Here is an 18,332-nt window from a genome sequence, read left to right as displayed (position 1 = left end):
ACCTGACGTGCATCATCGTTTTGAATTTATTGCGCGTTCTTTTATTCCTCCAAAACTGGAATATGCTCCACCTCTACTCCGGCTTTTATCAAAAACTGAATGCCGGAATCATCCCGATAGCCATTGTGATAGACCACTCTTTTTATTCCCGACTGGTGAATCAATTTACTGCACTCTTTACAAGGTGAAAGTGTGATATACAGGGTGGCTCCTTCGCAGGATTGTGTTGATCGTGCTACCTTGAGGATCGCATTTGCCTCAGCATGTAAAACATCCCAGCGGGTTAATCCTTGCTCATCTTCACAACAGTTTTCAAAACCCGAGGGCGTTCCGTTATACCCATCTGAGATTATCATTCTGTCACGCACAATAATTGCACCAACTTGTTTTCGTTTACAATAGGACAGCAAGCTCCATTCTTTGGCAATTCTGAGGTATGCTTTGTCGTATTTATTTAATTTTTTTTCGTTCATTTTATCTTATCCAGATTTCACTTTCCACAATCATTGGTATCACTACTCCTATTATAAACGCTGACATTACTAATGTCCAGTCGCGTTTTGAAAATCTAAAAACAGTCTGAACAATGTAGGCTAAAATCAAAACCATAAAAACCACTACAATCTGGGCGGCTTCTATACCTAGTGCAAATTCTGACAGTGGCAAGACTTTAGACATAGCATTTCCTCCAAGAATCGATTTGAAATAATTTGAAAAACCCAACCCATGAATTATCCCAAAGAAAAGCGTGATAAAAAACACCGAATTGAGGCTTTCTTTCTTGCTCGATTTTCCTGCTGCAAAAAGATTAAACAATGCGGTTACCAAAATTGTTATTGGAATTAATAATTCGACCACATTCACTTTAATCGCAACTATTCCAAAAACGGAAAGCAGTAAAGCCATGGTGTGCCCTATGGTAAAAAGGGTCGCCAGAAGCACAACTCGTTTCCAATCCTTAAAAGAGAATGGTACAGCTAAGGTGATTAAAAATAAAACATGATCATACGCATGGATATCTAAAACGTGTTTTAATCCTATTTGAAAGTAAACCCAAAATTCTGACATCAGCAAAGTATTAAGTTGATAAAGGGGCTGTAAACTTACGATTAATTTTGAAAATGATCCAATTGAATATTCAAATAAATACAAATCAAAAGCGGGTATGTTCAAAGAAAAAATATAGAAAAAATAAAAATTAATAATTTAAAAATAGATATATCTTTGTACGATACAAAAACCATAATTATGTCATTTTCAGATTTATTTGATAGCGAATTCAAACAAAGAAATAGAGGTCATTTTTCATCTATTGTCCGTGTAGCACTAACTGACGAGAAGATTTCTCCAGAAGAAAAAGCATTTGTCGATAAATTAGCCGTTCGATTAGAAATTTCTCCAGCAGAATATGAAGAAATTTTACAGGATCCGCTAAAATACCCTATCAATCCTCCTTATTTATATGAACAAAGGATAGAGCGACTATATGATCTAGCTAGAATCGTTCATGTTGACCACCATTTAGGAGACAAACAAGAGCTGATGTTACGAAAAATTGGCATTGGATTAGGATTTGACCCTGAAAAAATAAATCAAATTGTAGAAAATGCTCTTCTGCTTGTAGAGAGAGAAGTAGATTTGGATGCGTTTATTACTGAAATACAAAACATCAATACGTAGATTATACCTATAAAAAAGCTTCCGCCAAGACGGAAGCTTTTTTGTTTTTAGTACTTGCTTAGTTTTGCTTTAAGCATAAATTCTTCCGATTTTTCAACCATATTGTAACTTCCACAGAAAAAAGGAACGCGCTGATGCAGTTCAGTTGGTTCAATTTCCATCACACGATCAAATCCATCCGATGCTTTTCCTCCCGCCTGTTCTGCGATAAAAGCTAATGGGTTGCATTCATACAACAATCGTAATTTCCCTTTGGATGCTTTTGAACTTGTAGGATATAAATAAATCCCTCCTTTAATCATATTGCGATGAAAATCAGAAACTAAACTTCCGATGTATCGAGAAGTGTAAGGCCTGTCTCCTTCTTCCAGCTGACAATATTTGATATAATCCTTTACTCCTTGCGGAAAATGGACATAATTACCTTCATTGATGGAATAAATATGACCATCGGTTGGGAATTTCATTTTTGGATGAGACAAGTAAAAAGTACCTATAGCAGGATTCAACGTAAATCCATTCACACCATGTCCAGTTGTATAAACTAACATTGTCGAAGTCCCGTAAATTACATAGCCTGCAGCAACCTGATTGATTCCCGGCTGTAAAAAATCTTCCAACGTAACTGGAGTCCCTATCGGGGTAATTCTCCTGTAAACCGAAAATATTGTCCCTACAGAAACATTAACATCAATATTAGACGAGCCGTCAAGGGGATCCATCAATACTACATATTTATTATTGTGGCTGTTGTCACTTCCTTCCACAGTAATGAAATCATCATTTTCTTCAGAAGCGATTCCGCATACGATCTCGCGATTAATTAATGTTTGAATAAAAACTTCATTTGCATATACATCCAATTTTTGCTGGTCTTCCCCCTGTATGTTTTGCTCTCCGGCAGCACCCACAATATCCACCAGTCCAGCTTTGTTTACTTTATAATTGACTACCTTGGCAGCCAATCGGATAGAATTGATAATTCGAGATAATTCGCCGGACGAATATTGAAAAGCATTCTGGTTTTCAATGATAAATTCTCCAAGTGTTTTGTTGCGTGCTTCCATTAAGAAATCGTTGTAGTTGTTTTGAAGTCACAAATATCGTTTTTTTTGTGAAATTGATTTGAAAAATAGTTACTTAGTTTAACCGTATTGTATATTTGCTGATTAAAACATAAAATTAATACGTAAAAATCTAATTTTATTGCGATTTTGAAGCATTAAAATAAAAAATTATGAAATGAGCCAATTTGGAGATTGATCCAATCGCCAATGAAAAATGTACATTTCTTATTCAAACAAAAAAACACAAATACATCCCGCACATGACGATCAGAAAAGGAAATCCTGAAGATATGGAAGCTGTTTTAGGGCTCATCAAAGAATTAGCAACATTTGAGAAAGAACCCGATGCCGTCCTTGTAACTGTCGCCGATTTAATTCGAGATGGTTTTGGCCCAGTGCCACTATTTCATGTTTTTGTTGCCGAGGTTCAAGCGGACCCGAGCAATAGTGAACAGGCAAAGCAAATTGTAGGTATCGCCTTGTACTACTACCGATTTTCTACTTGGAAAGGAAAAACAATTCACCTAGAAGATTTAGTGGTAAAAGAGACAATGCGTGGAACCGGATTAGGATATGCTTTATATTCTGAAATTATAAAACAGGGTAAAAAAGATCAGGTTCGAAGAGTAGAATGGAATGTATTGGACTGGAATACTCCGGCAATAGAATTTTATGAAAAATCAGGCGCAAAAGTGCTTCGTGACTGGTATGTAGTACAAATGGACGAATTGGGAATCACCAATTTTGTGGAGAATAAATTGAAATAAAATAAAGAACAATTTTTGTTTAAAATATGAGAGTATTCAAATTTGGAGGAGCTTCTGTAAAAGATGCTGCAGGAATTAAAAACGTGTACGACGTTTTACAAAAAGTGGGTTATGAAGACGTATTGTTGGTTGTTTCTGCAATGGGAAAAACCACAAACGCGCTCGAGGTTGTCATAAAAAATTATTTCGATAAATCCGCTGAATTAAATTCATCTGTTCAAGAAGTAAAAAAATACCACAATCAAATTTTGATAGATTTATTTGAGGACGAGAAAAACGAAGTTTTCAAAGCTGTCAACACTCAATTTTCAGATTTAGAATATTTCCTGACTCACAATAAATCGCCCAACTATAATTTTGTCTATGATCAAATTGTCAGTTATGGCGAATTAATTTCGACCACAATCCTAAGTCATTTCATGAATTTCATGGGCATAAAAACACAATGGCTGGATGTTCGGAATTTCATAAAAACTGATGCTACATACAGGGATGCGGAAGTAGATTGGGAATTGACACAGAAGAACATTGCCAAAAACGTAAAACGTAAAACACTAAACATTACACAAGGATTCTTAGGTTCTGACGAAAATAACTTTACCACCACTTTAGGCCGAGAAGGATCTGATTATACGGCTGCAATTTTTGCGTATTGCTTAAATGCCGAAAGCGTGACCATCTGGAAAGATGTTCCCGGAGTAATGAATGCCGATCCACGATATTTTGAAAACGCGAGTTTATTGAATCAGATTTCGTACCGTGAAGCCATAGAACTCGCTTTTTATGGAGCAACGGTTATTCACCCAAAAACACTACAACCCTTGCAAAAAAAGGAAATTCCGTTGTATGTAAAATCCTTTATAAATCCGTTACTAAAAGGAACGAGCGTTTCCAAAGGAGTCGACTTAGAACCTTATTTACCGTGTTTCATCGTCAAAAGAAACCAGCTTTTGATTTCGCTTTCCTCTATCGATTTCTCTTTTATCATGGAAGAAAACATCAGCGAAATTTTTGCATTATTCCATCAATTCAAAATAAAAGTGAACTTGATTCAGAATTCAGCAATTAGTTTCTCCGTATGTGTAGAAGATAAATTTGAAAATTTCAAAGCCCTGAATGCTATCTTGTCTAAAAAGTTTAAAGTAGAGTTTAATGAAAATGTCACCTTATACACCATCCGACATTTTAACGAAACAGCAGCCGAAACCGTTGAAAAAAACAAAGTTGTATTGTTGAAACAAGTCAGTCGGGAAACCATACAAGTGATCACAAAGGAAGTGTAACCCTAAAAAACATGCGCAACCCAAAGTATAAATGGAGATCAGAATCAAATTCTGATCTCCATTCCTTTAATACTTTAAAACCCAAACGCTAAATTCGAAACCTTTTATAATTATCAAATTATAAATACTACTTTTGACACTTTCGAGTTATAGTATTTATGTTGAAAAAATTACTTTTTTGGACTGTAATAAGCTGTATTTCTGGGCTCCACGCACAGGAAATAAATTCGTTGTACAAAACCAAAAAAATCCCTTTTTCCCGCGACACCATTCATCTTGAAAAAGAAAGCATTAATTCCAGTTTTTTCAAATTGCTTGACGCCAATGGCAAACCCATCGAAATCACTTTTTATACGGTAAATTTCAGCGAAGGGACTTTACTTTTAAAAGAAAACAGCGCCCAATACAACGATTCAATAACGGTACACTATTTGAAATTTCCGGAGATCCTTACTAAAGAATACCGCATTTATGATTCTGCCAAAGTAGTAAGCAACGAAGCCGGATCAGGTGATTTATATACCCTAAAAAATAAAAAACCAAATAAAAATGTACCTTTTGACGGCTTGAACACATCCGGAAGTATTACCCGTGGCATTACCATAGGAAACAATCAAAATGCCGTTTTGAATTCCAATTTAGACTTACAAATCACAGGAAAAATCTCTGAAAAAGTAAGCTTAAGAGCCTCCATTCAAGACAGTAACATTCCGCTGCAGGATGGCGGTTATTCCCAAAAATTAGACCAGTTCGATAATGTATTCATGGAATTATTCAGTGCCGATTGGAATATTCGAGCGGGTGATATTTTTCTGGAGAACAAGAAATCCCAATTCCTGAATTTCAATAAAAAAGTGCAGGGACTCGCCACCACCTTCACCTTTGGAACCGAAGAAAACAAAACAAATGTATTTGCCTCAGCAGCGCTGGTCCGAGGACAATATGCAAAAAGCGATATCGTGGGCCAAGAAGGCAATCAGGGTCCCTATAAATTAAAAGGGCAAAATGGAGAGTTGTATGTACTCGTTATTTCAGGTTCAGAGCGGGTGTATGTAAATGGTGTTTTATTAAAACGAGGCGAAAACAATGATTACACGATTGATTATAATGCGGGTGAAATCGTGTTTACCCCGCTTTTCACGATTACCTCCGAAATGCGAATTGCCATAGAATACCAATATTCAGATCGAAATTACACTCGATTTATAACCTATGCAGGCGCCACACACGAGAATAAAAACTGGAGTTTTGGAGGCTATTTATATTCGGAAAACGACCTCAAAAACCAACCTTTACAACAAAATTTATCCCAAGAACAAGCCCAGATATTAGTTAATGCGGGAGATAATCCTGATTTAATGGTTGCCCCGTCAGCATTTGCAGATTCCTATTCTGAAAACAAGGTGCTGTACCGAAAAACAATCCTCAATGCTGTGGAAATTTTTGAGTACTCAAATGAAGCACAGCAGGAATTATTCAATGTACGATTTACTTTAGTAGGACTGAATAATGGAAATTATATTTTGACAAATTCAGCCACGATCACCCGGGTTTATGAGTATATAGCTCCCATTAACGGCGTTCCGCAAGGAAATTATGCACCCATCATACAATTGATTGCTCCTACAAAAATCCAAGTGACTACCTTTTTAGGAAAATACAATCCCACTGAGAAAACAGTTCTCGATTTTGAAATTGGTCTCAGCAATAACGACAGCAATTTATTTTCGCCCGTTGACGATGCAAACAATCAGGGCCTGGCTGCAAAAATCAATGCCAAGCAACGGCTTTTTTCAAAAAAATGGCACGTAGATGCTTTTGCGAATTATCAATTTATTCAGCGAAATTTCAGGGCTGTAGAACGGCTGTACAACATCGAATTTGACCGGGATTGGAACTTAGGAACTGCGGCTATAGGAAATCAAAGCTTGTTAATTTCCGGACTGCAATTGGATTTAAACCCTAAACCCAACTCAACAAACAAAGGACTATTGATGTATCAGTTTGAAAAACTGGATTTTTCGGGAAATTTTTCGGGAAATCGACATGTTTTAAATGGCTTGTTTCAAATAAAAAACTGGACTTTTCAAAATCAAGGCAGTTCCCTAAAAAGTGACGGAACGATTTCATCCTCTGAATTTTTAAGAAACCAATCCCAAATCCGTTTTCATTTTGACAAAAACTGGATTGGCTCTCGCTTGCGCTTAGAGGACAATCAGGAGAAAAATAAAATTTCAAATGAATTTTCGGCTTTGAGTCAAAAATTTACAGAGTACGGATTTTTTACCGGTCGCGGAGACAGCACCAAAGTTTTTGTAGAATTGGGATACCTAAGAAGATCCAATGACAGTTTACAAAATGGACTGATCCAAAGGGTCAATTCGTCTCAGACTTTCCTTTTGAAATCAAAATTGATTCAAACTAATAAAAGCGATTTATCCCTATATGCTAATTACAGAATCTTGGATTTTGTGGATGCAACAAGAAAAAGAGAACCTACGTTAAATTCCAGAATAATTTATACGGATCGTTTTTTCAATCAATTGATACAAAGCACAACGGTTTATGAAACGAATTCCGGGACCATTCCCCAACAGGAATTCACGTATCTGGAAGTTCCTGCGGGCCAGGGAATTTACACCTGGAACGACTATAACGGCAATGGAATTCAGGAATTACAGGAGTTTGAAGTCGCCACGTTTATTGACCAGGCAAAATTCATCCGCATCTTTCTTCCCAACAGGGTTTACATAAAAACACATCAAAACAAATTCTCGCAATCTGTGACCCTGAATCCCAATCAATGGCAGAACGAAAAAGGTTTTAAGAAAATACTTTCGTATTTCTACAATCAAACTGCTTTCATCATCGACCGAAAAACTAGAAGTGAGGGTGATAATTTCGAATTAAATCCGTTCAGCAGTTCTACTGAAAATGTGTTGGGATTAAACTCGAGTTTAAGGAACAGTTTGTTTTACAATAGAGGAAAACAAAACCACTCCGCCACGTATTCATATCTGCAAAATAAAACTAAAAACTTGTTGTCTATAGGCTCTCAAGAGGCTACCAACAATTCGCATCAATTGCAGTACAATCATTTGTACCAGAAAAGCTGGCTACTTGGTTTTTTTGCCAAAACGATACAAACAACCATTGAATCAGAAAATTTCCCGGAGAAAAACTATGCTATAAACGGTTATCAATTAGCTCCTAAAATCAGTTATCTGTTTTCTAAAAGCACGAGCTGGGACCTCTTTTATGAATTACAGAATAAAAAAAACCAAATTGGGGTTTCAGAAACGCTGCTGCAAAACCGTTTTGGAACTGCCTTTTCGTATGCAGGCACAAAAAAATTCACGATGAACGGCGAAGTCTCTTTTTACCAAAATAAATTCGAAGGAAATGAATTCTCTTCGGTTGGATTTCAAATGCTGGAAGGGCTACAAACCGGACAAAACATCACTTGGAGGCTTCTTTTACAAAAAAATATCACCCAGTTTTTAGATGTTAATTTTAATTATCAGGGTCGGAAAAGTGAAACAACCCAGGCCATACATACTGGAAATATTCAATTGAGAGCCTATTTTTAATACCACAATTTAATAGTTTGGTAATGCCCTCGCAATATTAAATACACGTTCATTGTCTATCTTTCAAATTTAAACCACTAAACTACAGAGCCACATGGATTTGAATGCCAACCAACAAACTATTTTGATTGCGCCATTAAACTGGGGCTTAGGCCATGCTACACGTTGTATTCCAATCATTAAGGCCTTATTAGAGAACAACTACATTCCTATAATTGCTTCTGATGGAATTGCATTGGCTTTGCTAAAAAAGGAATTCCCTACTTTACAAACGCTGGAACTGCCATCCTACCAGATAGAATATGCAAAAAATGGAGCTCACTTTAAATGGAAATTATTAAAAAATAGCCCAAAAATGCTTGAAGCAATCTGGGAAGAAAAAAAAATAATTAAAAAATGGATCTCAAAATATAGGATAGACGGGATTATATCCGACAACAGACTGGGTGTGTTCAGCAAAAAAATTCCTTCGGTGTTTATTACCCATCAATTGAATGTAATGACTGGCAATACCACTTGGATTACCAGTAAGATCCACCAACATATTATAAAAAAATATACGGAATGTTGGGTTCCAGATCTTGCCGGATCAATTAATCTAACCGGAAAAATGGGACATGTTGACGATCCAAATCTTAAAATTAGATACATTGGTCCTTTGAGTCGATTGCAAAAAAAATTGGTCCCAAAAAAATATGATTTAATGATTATTCTTTCCGGACCAGAACCTCAGCGCGGCTTGCTGGAGGATTACCTGAAAAAAGAAATCGCAAGGTACCGCGGGAATGTCGTGTTTATTGAAGGAAAGATTGAAACCGAACAAATAGTAACTCAAATCAATCCTGTTACCTATTATAATTACATGAATTCTTCCCAATTAGAGCAGGCTTTTAACGAAAGTGAAATGGTGCTGTGCCGTTCCGGATACACCACAATTATGGATCTAGCCCAACTCCGTAAAAAGGCTTTTTTTATTCCAACTCCGGGCCAATACGAACAGGAATATTTAGCCCGAAAGCTAAAAAAAGAAGGATTAGTTCCCTATGCAAATCAAGACGATTTCAAAATTGAAAATCTTAGTGAAGTCGCATCCTACCGTGGTTTACAAACCTTGCATTGCAATATCGACTGGAAATCGCTTTTTGATATTTTCCAAAACACAAAAATAAGTATCCTTAACCCCTAAAAACCCATTCTCTCAAATGGATTTCTTAAGATTAGTTTTGAATGGTTATAAAAAAAAGAAGCACTACTGAATTACAGATTTGTACCTTTTAAATTAGCCTGGCTATTGAATTCTTTAAATAATTCGAGTAAGTGCATCGTTGCTTTTATCAAATCATTAGTTTCTAAAAGTAACGCGAAATACAACTTGCTGTTTTTAGGACTAGTTTCTACCGTTCTAATTCTTTCAATTTGTTTTTTAATTAATTTAGATACTTGATCGTAAATCTCAATTTTGGTTTCTAAAATAACATCAATTTTGTCAAACGAACCTTCTTGAAAAATAACAATAATATCTTCAAATAATTTTTCAAGCTTATTGTCTAAGCTTTTCAAATCCCTAATTTGATTGAATTTCAATTGTTTGTGATTGTTATTGATATGTGCATAGCTGTTTTGTGAGATGAATCCAAGAGACTGAATCATGTCTTGGAGATAACCCAAAATCATGACATAAAACATACTGCCCTCGGCCGAAGTTTCATCCAGATTCTTTATAAAATAATATACATTACTCTTTAATTCATCGACTTCTTTTTCGAGTTTTTTGAGGTCTTTTTTATTCTCCTTTAACTTCCCTAGATCCTGAAGGCTAAGATTTTCGATAACCTCTCGATAAATCGTGTTTGAACCACTGATTACTCTGGAAATCTGAATGGTACACTCCCTAATAACTTCATTTATGGTAACAATATCTTCTCTTTTCAAGAGCAATAATTCTTGCTGGGCTTTAATGGTTTTAGTATGCTTTCTTGAACTTCGATACAAAAGAATTCCTAATCCAACCAGCAATCCGATGAAAGCATATACTTGACCTACTTTGAGGAAATACGCAAAGATAAAGGCCGAAACAAATGCGACAATTGCTGTTACAAACCATCCTCCAATCACATTAAAAACCCCTGCAATACGATACACTGCGCTTTCGCGATCCCAAGCGCGATCTGCAAATGAAGTACCCATGGCCACCATAAAAGTAACATAAGTTGTAGAAAGTGGCAACTTTAAAGAAGTCCCTATCGATATCAAAATACTGGCTACCATTAAATTTACAGCAGCACGAACCATATCAAAAGCAGGTTCGTCTTTTCGTTTTTTTCCTTTGACTTCCGGTTTCTCAAATTGCTTATCAATTTTAATTTGAATTGATTTTGGCAAAAAATAATTAATACCCAGTCCGATAAAAACGCCAAATCGCACAATGTATCTGGATAACATATTGGGTGAAAAACGCTCTACACCGTCACCTTGTCTGGATAAATTAAGTCCGGTCTCGATGACAGTTTTGGCTTTTTTTGAAGTCCAAAGTGTTATAACCATAACCACTCCTGCAAAAACTAAAAAATAAAATGGCGCCACAATAGTATCATTAGCCAAAGCACCCATCATAAATTGATCTCCAGAAATTCCACTACCATTGAAAATTTCATAGGAGTTATAGGCTGCAATGGGAACCCCGATAAAGTTAACCAAATCATTCCCGGCAAAAGCTAAAGCCAAAGCAAAAGTCCCCACTATGATGATTACGCGGAGAATATTTATTTTGAAGAAAGTCATCAACACTTGAGAAAGCAGTGTGAAAAAAACAAAATTTACTCCTATTATCAGTAATTGATTACTTTTTATCCAGACATGAGTAGCTTGATCGATAAAAGAAACTCCTTTCAATCCTTTTATCAGGATAAAAAAAGTAATCGCAGTAATGGCTAATCCTCCAAAAATTGCACCTATATATTTGACTCTTTTTTCATATTGAAAAGTAAAAATTAATCGAGAAACATATTGCACAAAACTTCCAAGAGTGAAAGAAAGAATGACAGACAGTAGAATACTGAAAACAATTTGTGATGCTTTTTCAGTGTTGATATAATCACTTAAAGTATCAAAACTATCGTCCAAAACATAAATTTTATAGACTGCCAAGCAGAGCGCTGCCCCTAAAAGTTCAAAAATAATGGATACTGTTGTCGAAGTTGGTAATCCTATTGAGTTAAAAACATCTAATAATATAATATCTGAGATCATTACGGCCAAGAAAATAATCATTACATCATTAAAACTAAACATGGCGGGAACAAAAATACCACTTCGGGCAATTTCCATCATACCACTGGAAAATAGCGCTCCTACTAAAATACCCAAACTGGCCACAATCATAATAGTACGAAACGACACTGCTTTAGAACCAATTGCCGAATTCAAGAAATTTACTGCGTCATTACTAACCCCGACAACTAGATCAATTATCGCCAAAATGCCTAAAACCACAAGCATTACTATATATATTTGTTCCATATCTGTATTAAAGTGAAAGGTGAAATTTTGTTTGCTCTGATGGAATTAGTTGGCCTTCGAAACAACTGTCTCATTGCACGACAACCTCATGATGATTTATGCCTGAGTGTTGCTTTACAGTTCAAAAAAGCGTCGTGATGGTGCGGTTACAATTGGACGTCATTATAAATTTACCCCAACAAACTTCTGGAGTCTACTGCAAATATGACCCTCAAAAGTAAGACTGTCGTTACTAAATTATTATTTTGACATCAACTTAATAGCACTAACAACACAAGTGACTGATCCTAAAATAATTATGCTTATAAGGTATAGGATATTATTAATTCTATTTGACCTGAAGGAACTTAGATGGCCGTACTTATTCCCTTGACTTGGATTTTTCCAGGGTAAATGAAAACTCAGATCCAACATGATACGTGCTGTCTACATAAATTTTCTCGTCATGTGCTTCGATAATATGTTTTACTATCGACAATCCCAGCCCAGAGCCTCCCTCTGTTCTTGCTCCACTTTTATCTACTCTATAAAAACGTTCAAAAAGTCTTGGGATATTTTTTTTCTCAATTCCTTCTCCGTTATCGGTCACACGAACGATGACTTTTTCTGCTGTCAAATCCTCAATACTTACTTCGGTAGAACCCTTTAATTTTCCGTATTTAATTGAGTTTACAATTAGGTTCATCACCACTTGTTGTATTTTTTCCTGATCTCCAATGACCATGACGGGTTTGTTGTATTTCATATCAAACATCAACAAAATATCTTTTTTAGATGCTTTCATTTCGAGCAAATCAAATACATTCTGAACGAGTTTGACGATGTCAAACTCGACAATTTCCAGATGCAAATCCCCTATTTCGAGTTTGGTAATCATGTCCAAATCCTGTACAATGTAGATCAGTCTTTCGACTCCTTTTTCGGCGCGTTCTAGGTATTTTTTTCGGATTGTTTTGTCATTCATGGCTCCATCTAGTAAGGTTGACAGATAGCCTTGGACCGTAAAAAGAGGTGTTTTTAGTTCGTGAGAGACGTTTCCTAGAAATTCTCTCCGGTATTCCTCCCGAACTTTTAAGGTTTCAATTTCCAGCTTTTTGTCCGTAGCAAACTTCTTGACTTCCCTTGTAAGAGTCGCCATGTCCGTTGTTATGGGCTGGTTTCTGAAGGTGCTAGATTCTAATAAAGAAACGTCATCGTATATTTTTTTTACCTTTTTATAAATAAAACGCTCCACCCGATATTGAATCACTATAAATGAAAAAGTAGCAATTGAAATGGCAAAAATCAGGATAAACTGGTAGGAAAAAGTAAAAAAAAGGTAAATCAGTAAATTTACCAATGCAGTAGAAAAAAGGGTAATATACAAGGCCGACTTTACGGCAAAACGATATGTTTTTTTAAAATTTATTGTCATTTATACTTCAAACTTATACCCCACTCCTTTTATTGTTTTGAACAACTCTTCGCCAATTTTTTCGCGTAATTTTCTGATGTGAACATCTATAGTTCTACCACCAACAACTACTTCATTGCCCCACACTTTATCCAAAATTTCATCTCTTTTGAAGACTTTTCCCGGTTTTGAAGCCAATAAATAAAACAATTCAAATTCTTTTCTGGGTAAGGCAATTTCGATATTATCTTTTACAATTTTGTATTCCTCCCTGTTGATTTCTATTCCACCAACATTCAGAGTTTCGCTATTTTGTTCTTTTTCTTTTAATCGGCGCAGTAAGGCTTTTACTTTACTGACTAATAATTTAGGCTTTATTGGTTTAGTGATGTAATCATCAGCTCCGGCATCAAAGCCCGCAACTTGAGAGTAATCTTCGCTTCTGGCGGTTAAAAAAGTTATGATTACATTACTGAGTTCCGGTATTTTTCTGATGTTCTCGCAAGCTTCCATGCCATCCATTTCCGGCATCATTACATCCATTATAATTAGGTCCGGCAATTCTTTTTTAGCGATTGCTATAGCCTCTTTCCCATTTGTGGCAGTACTGATTTGATATCCCTCTTGAGCGAGATTATACCCTACAATTTCTAAGATATCCGGTTCATCGTCTACTAGTAGAATTTTAGTATTTTTTTTCTTCATAAAGCACCAAAAATTATTTTGAATTGTAAATGTAATCATAAATGAGCTATTGAAAAGCTGTTAACGGTAATTTAATATTGAGGCCACTTTATGATGTAAAATAAAACATAATCATAACAAACCAGTAACTTACATTTTACATTTCGACTGTTACTTTGCAAAAAATTTAAACCAGATGAAATTCAAATTATTATTTTTAACGTTATTTATAACCGCTGTTTCTTTTTCACAGAGCAAAGGAACTATAGCAGGTGTCTTGACAGATAAGGATACTAACAACCAATCATTACCATTTGCTAACGTTCTCATTAAAGGAACTAATATAGGAACAAATACTGATATTGATGGTAAATATGCCATAACAATACTTCCCGGAAAATATACTTTACAGTTTAGTTTTGTAGGGTATGAATCTGTAGAAGTTCCTGTAACAGTAGTTGCTAATCAAACTGTAACATTAAACAAAACTTTAGGTTCCGGAAGCTACAAACTAGAAGATGTAGTGGTGCGATCTACTGTAAATAGAGAAAAGGAAACCGCTCTTTTATTAGACCAAAAAAACGCAGTTGTTTTTAAACAAAGTATTGGAGCACAAGAAATGGCTCGTAAAGGAGTAAGTGATGTTGAAGAAGGTTTGACGAAAATTACCGGAATCTCTAAAGTAGAATCTAGGGGTTTATTCGTAAGGGGACTTGAGGACAGGTACAATAATCTTTTAATAAATGACCTGCAAGCACCTTCAAATAGTCCGTTCACCAAAATAATTCCACTAGATCTTTTCCCAACAGATATCGTAGGAGTTTTAAATGTTTACAAAACTTTTAATCCTAATATTTCTGGAGATTTTGCCGGAGCTACTGTAAACATTGAAACTGTACAATCAAAAAGCATTACTAAAATCAACATTGGTACTGGTTTTACTACTGCAAATAACGGTTCTGATTTTTTAATTCATAGCGATGCAAACAATAGTAGAGGCGCTTTGGGACTGAATGGTCAAGACCGTCAGTTAAGTCCTGAATTTGGAAATGTTCCAACCGGAAAAAAATTATCTCCTACTGGATATAATGATGCTTACAAGAACAATACTTGGAATGTTGATAAAACTTCAAGCCCATTAAATACAAGTATTGGTTTTATACATGCCGAAAAATTTACTTTAAACAATGATGCAAAGTTAAATTACACACTTTCGTTGAATGCAGATAATAAATACATAATCCGTAAGGGTGTAGACCGTACTTTTATTTTAGGAGCTGGAGATTATGACAACAACTTGAACAAAGAAAGCTATAGTTACCAAACGACAGCTTCCGCTTTAATTGGAATAAATTATAAAGCTAAACGTTTTGACATTGGGTTCAACTCTTTTTACCTACGCTCCACTGATAGCAAGATTCAGGATCAATTAGGGTATACCAACAATCAATCTATTAATCCTAACATTTTAATCAGAACAAACCAATTTGATCAATCTGATTATTTGAACACCCAACTTTTAGGAAATGTAAAATTAACTGCGGACGAAAAACATTCGCTTAGAGTAGGTGGTTCTTTTGTAAAAACTGCTTATGAGCAACCGGATCGTAAATTTATTATAGGCGAAAAAATTTCTGAAACTGAAATTAATACTTCTTATGGAGGAAATCATCTGAACAGACAGTATTTAGACATCAAAGGAAATTACTACTTCTCAGGTTTATTAGAGTATAACTTTAAGTTTAATGAGAAAGAAAACGGAAAATCCAATCGCATAACTGTAGGATATAATGTTTTCGAGAATGACTTAAGATCTACTTACCGTATTTTCTCGGGATTACGTTCTGTCAACAAAAACTATACAGCTCCCTTGAATACCATTGATCAATTTATTGTTGATGATATCAATAATGGAATCATAGCTGTTCGTGAAGAATCAAATGCTGATTATAAAGTAAAATTGAATCAATTAGTTAACGCAGGCTACGTTAGCTTACTTTACAACATTGGTGACAAATTTGAAATCAATGGAGGACTTAGAGTCGAAAATTCAGACCGATTAATTCATTACAGAAATATTGGTCAAATTATCAATGGACCATACCTAAAGATTAAAGACCAAAAATTAGATGTATTACCCTCGATTAATGCAAAATATGCTTTAACAGAAAGCAGCAATTTGCGTTTTAATGGTTCTAAAACAATTACCAGACCTGTTACAATGGAATTATTACCTATTCAATATGTAAGTCCAGATGGAAAATCAATATTGGGTAATCCAAACTTAAAAAATAGTGATAATTTTAACTTCGATATGAAGTATGAATTGTTTCCAAAAAACAATGAAATTATTGCGGCTGGATTATTTGCAAAACAAATCCAAAATCCTATTGAAAGAGTTTTTATTGCAGGTGCAGGTGGAAGTGGTCAATTGATGACGTATCAAAATTCTAAAGAAGCTTTTTTATATGGCGCAGAAATTGAATTGCTATTGCAATTAGAACGTTTATCTCCAGTCTTATCAGATTTCTCTTTCGGAATGAACACTTCATTAATGAAAACCGATGTGAAAGTAAATTTTGGAGGTAGTTCATTAGAGAACAACTCAACTAGAAAATTACAAGGAGCTTCTGAATGGATCATCAATTCAGATTTGAAATATGATTTTGAATTTAATGAAATTATGAAAAACTCCATTTCATTAGTATATGGGGTATATGGTCCTAGAATATTTGCTGTAGGATCAGCGGGTATGGACAATATTTATGAAAAACCATTTCACAAGTTAGACTTTGTATGGTCTAGTAAAATCAGCAAAAATATTGATATTAAATTTGTCGTTGATAATCTTTTAAATCCATTATATAAAATGGAATTGGGCAACGATAATAAATTTATCATAAATGAAAGTTCCTTATTACTGGAGAGTTTCAAAAGAGGGCGAGGATTCTCACTTAATTTATCATATACTTTTTAATAAACGAGGCTGTCAAAAAATGACAGCCTTTTTTATTAATCACAACAACCTAAGACTCTTTACATAAAATTTACTTTAAGTTCAAATTTTAGCAATGGTTTTATAATATTGACTTAACATCCTTTACGAGCTATGAATGTAAATTTGTCAAAAATAATAACAACAAACAAACAGTAACAAAATGAAAAAATTAGTCTTAAGCTTATCAATGGTTGCTTTATCTTTAGGAAGTTGTTCTTCTGACAACGAGGAAATCGCAACGCAACCAACACCTACAGGAACTATTTCAGGTGATATAACAACAGCAAAAACGTATCCATTAGGAAATTACACCATACAAGGAACAGTAAAAATTAAAAGCGGAGGTTCTTTAACCATAGATGCTGGCTCGACTATTACAGCAACTCTTGCTGATGGAACAGCTGATGCTTTATTAGTGGAAAACGGAGGGAAACTTTTCTTAAATGGTACTGCTGCATTACCAATTGTATTTACAGAAGCTTCTAAAACTGCAGGTTCATGGGGTGGAATTATTATGTTTGGAGATGCTCCTATAGTAGGTGCTAATGGTGTTACTACAGCAACATCTGAAGATGGAAACAACTTGCCATACGGTGGTACAAATGCTACACACAATGGTGGTTCATTAAAATACGTACGTGTAGAATATGCTGGAAAAAAGCTTACTGATAATACTAGTGAATTAAATGGATTTTCATTTTACTCAGTAGGATCTGCAACTGTTTTAGAAAACTTAGTTGCTTACAAAGGTGCTGACGATGGATTTGAATTTTACGGAGGTACAGTAAGTGCCAAAAACCTTGTCTCTTATGGTAATTTTGATGACTCGTTTGACTGGCAAGATGGCTGGAGAGGTCAAGAAAACACAAATTGGTACGCTTACCAAGTTGGAACAGGGAATTATGGTATGGAGATTGAAGCTAAATCAGTAAATAATTCATTTGGACCTAAAGTTACTAATATTACTTTAACAAGAGCTGCTGGAACTGTTACCGAAGGAGGATCCTCAGCTGCTGAATATGATGCTATTCAATTCAAAAAAGAAGGAAATGGAGAATTTTCTAATGTTTTAATTTCTGGTTACACAACGTCAGGTTCAACTGCTGTTAGAATTCAAGATGCAGCTACAAATACCAATCAGGTTTCAGGTGGAAAGATAAAATTATCAAATGTAAAAATTAATGATGGTACTTCTCAGTTTGCTGGAGTAGGAACGGGATTCTCCGTTACATTTCCAACCGGAAATTATTCTTTAAGCACAACGACAACTGGTGCTGTACTTACTTCTGGATCATGGTCAATTATTGACGGATTGGATTTACTAAAAAAATAAAATTCCGTTATCCAATAT

The 18,332-nt window shown here is 35.1% G+C and carries 13 protein-coding genes; 7 read left to right on the top strand and 6 right to left on the bottom strand.

The genetic code is table 11. The features are described from left to right. Positions 1 to 41: 41 nt before the first annotated feature. Positions 42 to 473, bottom strand: a complete 432-nt coding sequence (locus EKM00_RS11525) for a deoxycytidylate deaminase (RefSeq protein WP_126457584.1) — start codon at positions 471 to 473, stop codon at positions 42 to 44. A 1-nt stretch (position 474) separates the two neighbouring features. After that, positions 475 to 1,068: a HupE/UreJ family protein gene (locus EKM00_RS11520; protein WP_126516278.1), complete on the bottom strand. Its 594-nt coding sequence runs from the start codon at positions 1,066 to 1,068 to the stop codon at positions 475 to 477. A gap of 180 nt (positions 1,069 to 1,248) precedes the next feature. Here EKM00_RS11520 and EKM00_RS11515 point away from each other — a divergent pair, with 180 nt between their 5' ends. Continuing rightward, the gene (locus EKM00_RS11515; protein WP_126455518.1) at positions 1,249 to 1,680 is read left to right on the top strand and encodes a TerB family tellurite resistance protein; all 432 of its coding nucleotides are present in this window, start codon (positions 1,249 to 1,251) and stop codon (positions 1,678 to 1,680) included. Between the two features lie 47 nt (positions 1,681 to 1,727). Here EKM00_RS11515 and fbp read toward each other — a convergent pair whose 3' ends face one another. Beyond that, a complete protein-coding gene (gene fbp, locus EKM00_RS11510) occupies positions 1,728 to 2,747 on the bottom strand; it encodes a class 1 fructose-bisphosphatase (protein ID WP_126455516.1) in 1,020 nt (339 codons plus the stop codon). Positions 2,748 to 3,007: 260 nt separating this feature from the next. On the opposite strand from fbp, the gene EKM00_RS11505 reads away from it, so the two are divergent. From EKM00_RS11505 to EKM00_RS11490, 4 genes are all read left to right on the top strand, one after another. Beyond that, complete coding sequence (locus EKM00_RS11505) at positions 3,008 to 3,514, top strand: GNAT family N-acetyltransferase (protein ID WP_126455514.1); 507 nt, start codon at positions 3,008 to 3,010, stop codon at positions 3,512 to 3,514. Positions 3,515 to 3,540: 26 nt separating this feature from the next. After that, positions 3,541 to 4,797 (top strand): aspartate kinase, encoded by a 1,257-nt coding sequence (locus EKM00_RS11500; RefSeq protein ID WP_126455513.1) that lies wholly within the window; start codon positions 3,541 to 3,543, stop codon positions 4,795 to 4,797. A 158-nt stretch (positions 4,798 to 4,955) separates the two neighbouring features. Continuing rightward, positions 4,956 to 8,387, top strand: coding sequence for a hypothetical protein (locus EKM00_RS11495; protein ID WP_126516277.1), 3,432 nt, complete (start codon positions 4,956 to 4,958; stop codon positions 8,385 to 8,387). Between the two features lie 94 nt (positions 8,388 to 8,481). Then, positions 8,482 to 9,573, top strand: coding sequence for a glycosyltransferase (locus tag EKM00_RS11490; protein WP_126516276.1), 1,092 nt, complete (start codon positions 8,482 to 8,484; stop codon positions 9,571 to 9,573). Between the two features lie 71 nt (positions 9,574 to 9,644). Here the strand turns inward: EKM00_RS11490 and EKM00_RS11485 are convergent, their stop codons facing one another. From EKM00_RS11485 to EKM00_RS11475, 3 genes are all read right to left on the bottom strand, one after another. Then, positions 9,645 to 11,906: an inorganic phosphate transporter gene (locus EKM00_RS11485; protein WP_126516275.1), complete on the bottom strand. Its 2,262-nt coding sequence runs from the start codon at positions 11,904 to 11,906 to the stop codon at positions 9,645 to 9,647. A gap of 361 nt (positions 11,907 to 12,267) precedes the next feature. After that, positions 12,268 to 13,320, bottom strand: a complete 1,053-nt coding sequence (locus EKM00_RS11480; protein WP_126516274.1) for a sensor histidine kinase — start codon at positions 13,318 to 13,320, stop codon at positions 12,268 to 12,270. Continuing rightward, positions 13,321 to 14,004 carry a response regulator transcription factor gene (locus EKM00_RS11475; protein WP_126455532.1) on the bottom strand — a complete coding sequence of 228 codons (684 nt, stop codon included), beginning with the start codon at positions 14,002 to 14,004 and terminating at the stop codon, positions 13,321 to 13,323. Between the two features lie 175 nt (positions 14,005 to 14,179). Between EKM00_RS11475 and EKM00_RS11470 the strand changes: the two genes are divergently transcribed. Further along, positions 14,180 to 16,960, top strand: a complete 2,781-nt coding sequence (locus EKM00_RS11470; protein ID WP_126516273.1) for a TonB-dependent receptor — start codon at positions 14,180 to 14,182, stop codon at positions 16,958 to 16,960. A gap of 181 nt (positions 16,961 to 17,141) precedes the next feature. Next, positions 17,142 to 18,314: a hypothetical protein gene (locus EKM00_RS11465; RefSeq protein ID WP_126516272.1), complete on the top strand. Its 1,173-nt coding sequence runs from the start codon at positions 17,142 to 17,144 to the stop codon at positions 18,312 to 18,314. Positions 18,315 to 18,332 lie beyond the last annotated feature (18 nt).

This window comes from Flavobacterium sp. RSP15, from assembly GCF_003968755.1.
In the GTDB taxonomy this organism is placed as follows: Bacteria; Bacteroidota; Bacteroidia; order Flavobacteriales; family Flavobacteriaceae; genus Flavobacterium.
Note: the sequence above shows the minus strand (reverse complement) of the source record. Positions and strands in the feature narration are given on the sequence as shown.

What these genes read in the sequence shown, in the direction of transcription:
- EKM00_RS11525 (WP_126457584.1), bottom strand. Translation starts at nt 473, where the DNA reads ATGAACGAAAAAAAATTAAATAAATACGACAAAGCATACCTCAGAATT.
- EKM00_RS11520 (WP_126516278.1), bottom strand. Translation starts at nt 1,068, where the DNA reads ATGTCAGAATTTTGGGTTTACTTTCAAATAGGATTAAAACACGTTTTA.
- EKM00_RS11515 (WP_126455518.1), top strand. Translation starts at nt 1,249, where the DNA reads ATGTCATTTTCAGATTTATTTGATAGCGAATTCAAACAAAGAAATAGA.
- fbp (WP_126455516.1), bottom strand. Translation starts at nt 2,747, where the DNA reads ATGGAAGCACGCAACAAAACACTTGGAGAATTTATCATTGAAAACCAG.
- EKM00_RS11505 (WP_126455514.1), top strand. Translation starts at nt 3,008, where the DNA reads ATGACGATCAGAAAAGGAAATCCTGAAGATATGGAAGCTGTTTTAGGG.
- EKM00_RS11500 (WP_126455513.1), top strand. Translation starts at nt 3,541, where the DNA reads ATGAGAGTATTCAAATTTGGAGGAGCTTCTGTAAAAGATGCTGCAGGA.
- EKM00_RS11495 (WP_126516277.1), top strand. Translation starts at nt 4,956, where the DNA reads ATGTTGAAAAAATTACTTTTTTGGACTGTAATAAGCTGTATTTCTGGG.
- EKM00_RS11490 (WP_126516276.1), top strand. Translation starts at nt 8,482, where the DNA reads ATGGATTTGAATGCCAACCAACAAACTATTTTGATTGCGCCATTAAAC.
- EKM00_RS11485 (WP_126516275.1), bottom strand. Translation starts at nt 11,906, where the DNA reads ATGGAACAAATATATATAGTAATGCTTGTGGTTTTAGGCATTTTGGCG.
- EKM00_RS11480 (WP_126516274.1), bottom strand. Translation starts at nt 13,320, where the DNA reads ATGACAATAAATTTTAAAAAAACATATCGTTTTGCCGTAAAGTCGGCC.
- EKM00_RS11475 (WP_126455532.1), bottom strand. Translation starts at nt 14,004, where the DNA reads ATGAAGAAAAAAAATACTAAAATTCTACTAGTAGACGATGAACCGGAT.
- EKM00_RS11470 (WP_126516273.1), top strand. Translation starts at nt 14,180, where the DNA reads ATGAAATTCAAATTATTATTTTTAACGTTATTTATAACCGCTGTTTCT.
- EKM00_RS11465 (WP_126516272.1), top strand. Translation starts at nt 17,142, where the DNA reads ATGAAAAAATTAGTCTTAAGCTTATCAATGGTTGCTTTATCTTTAGGA.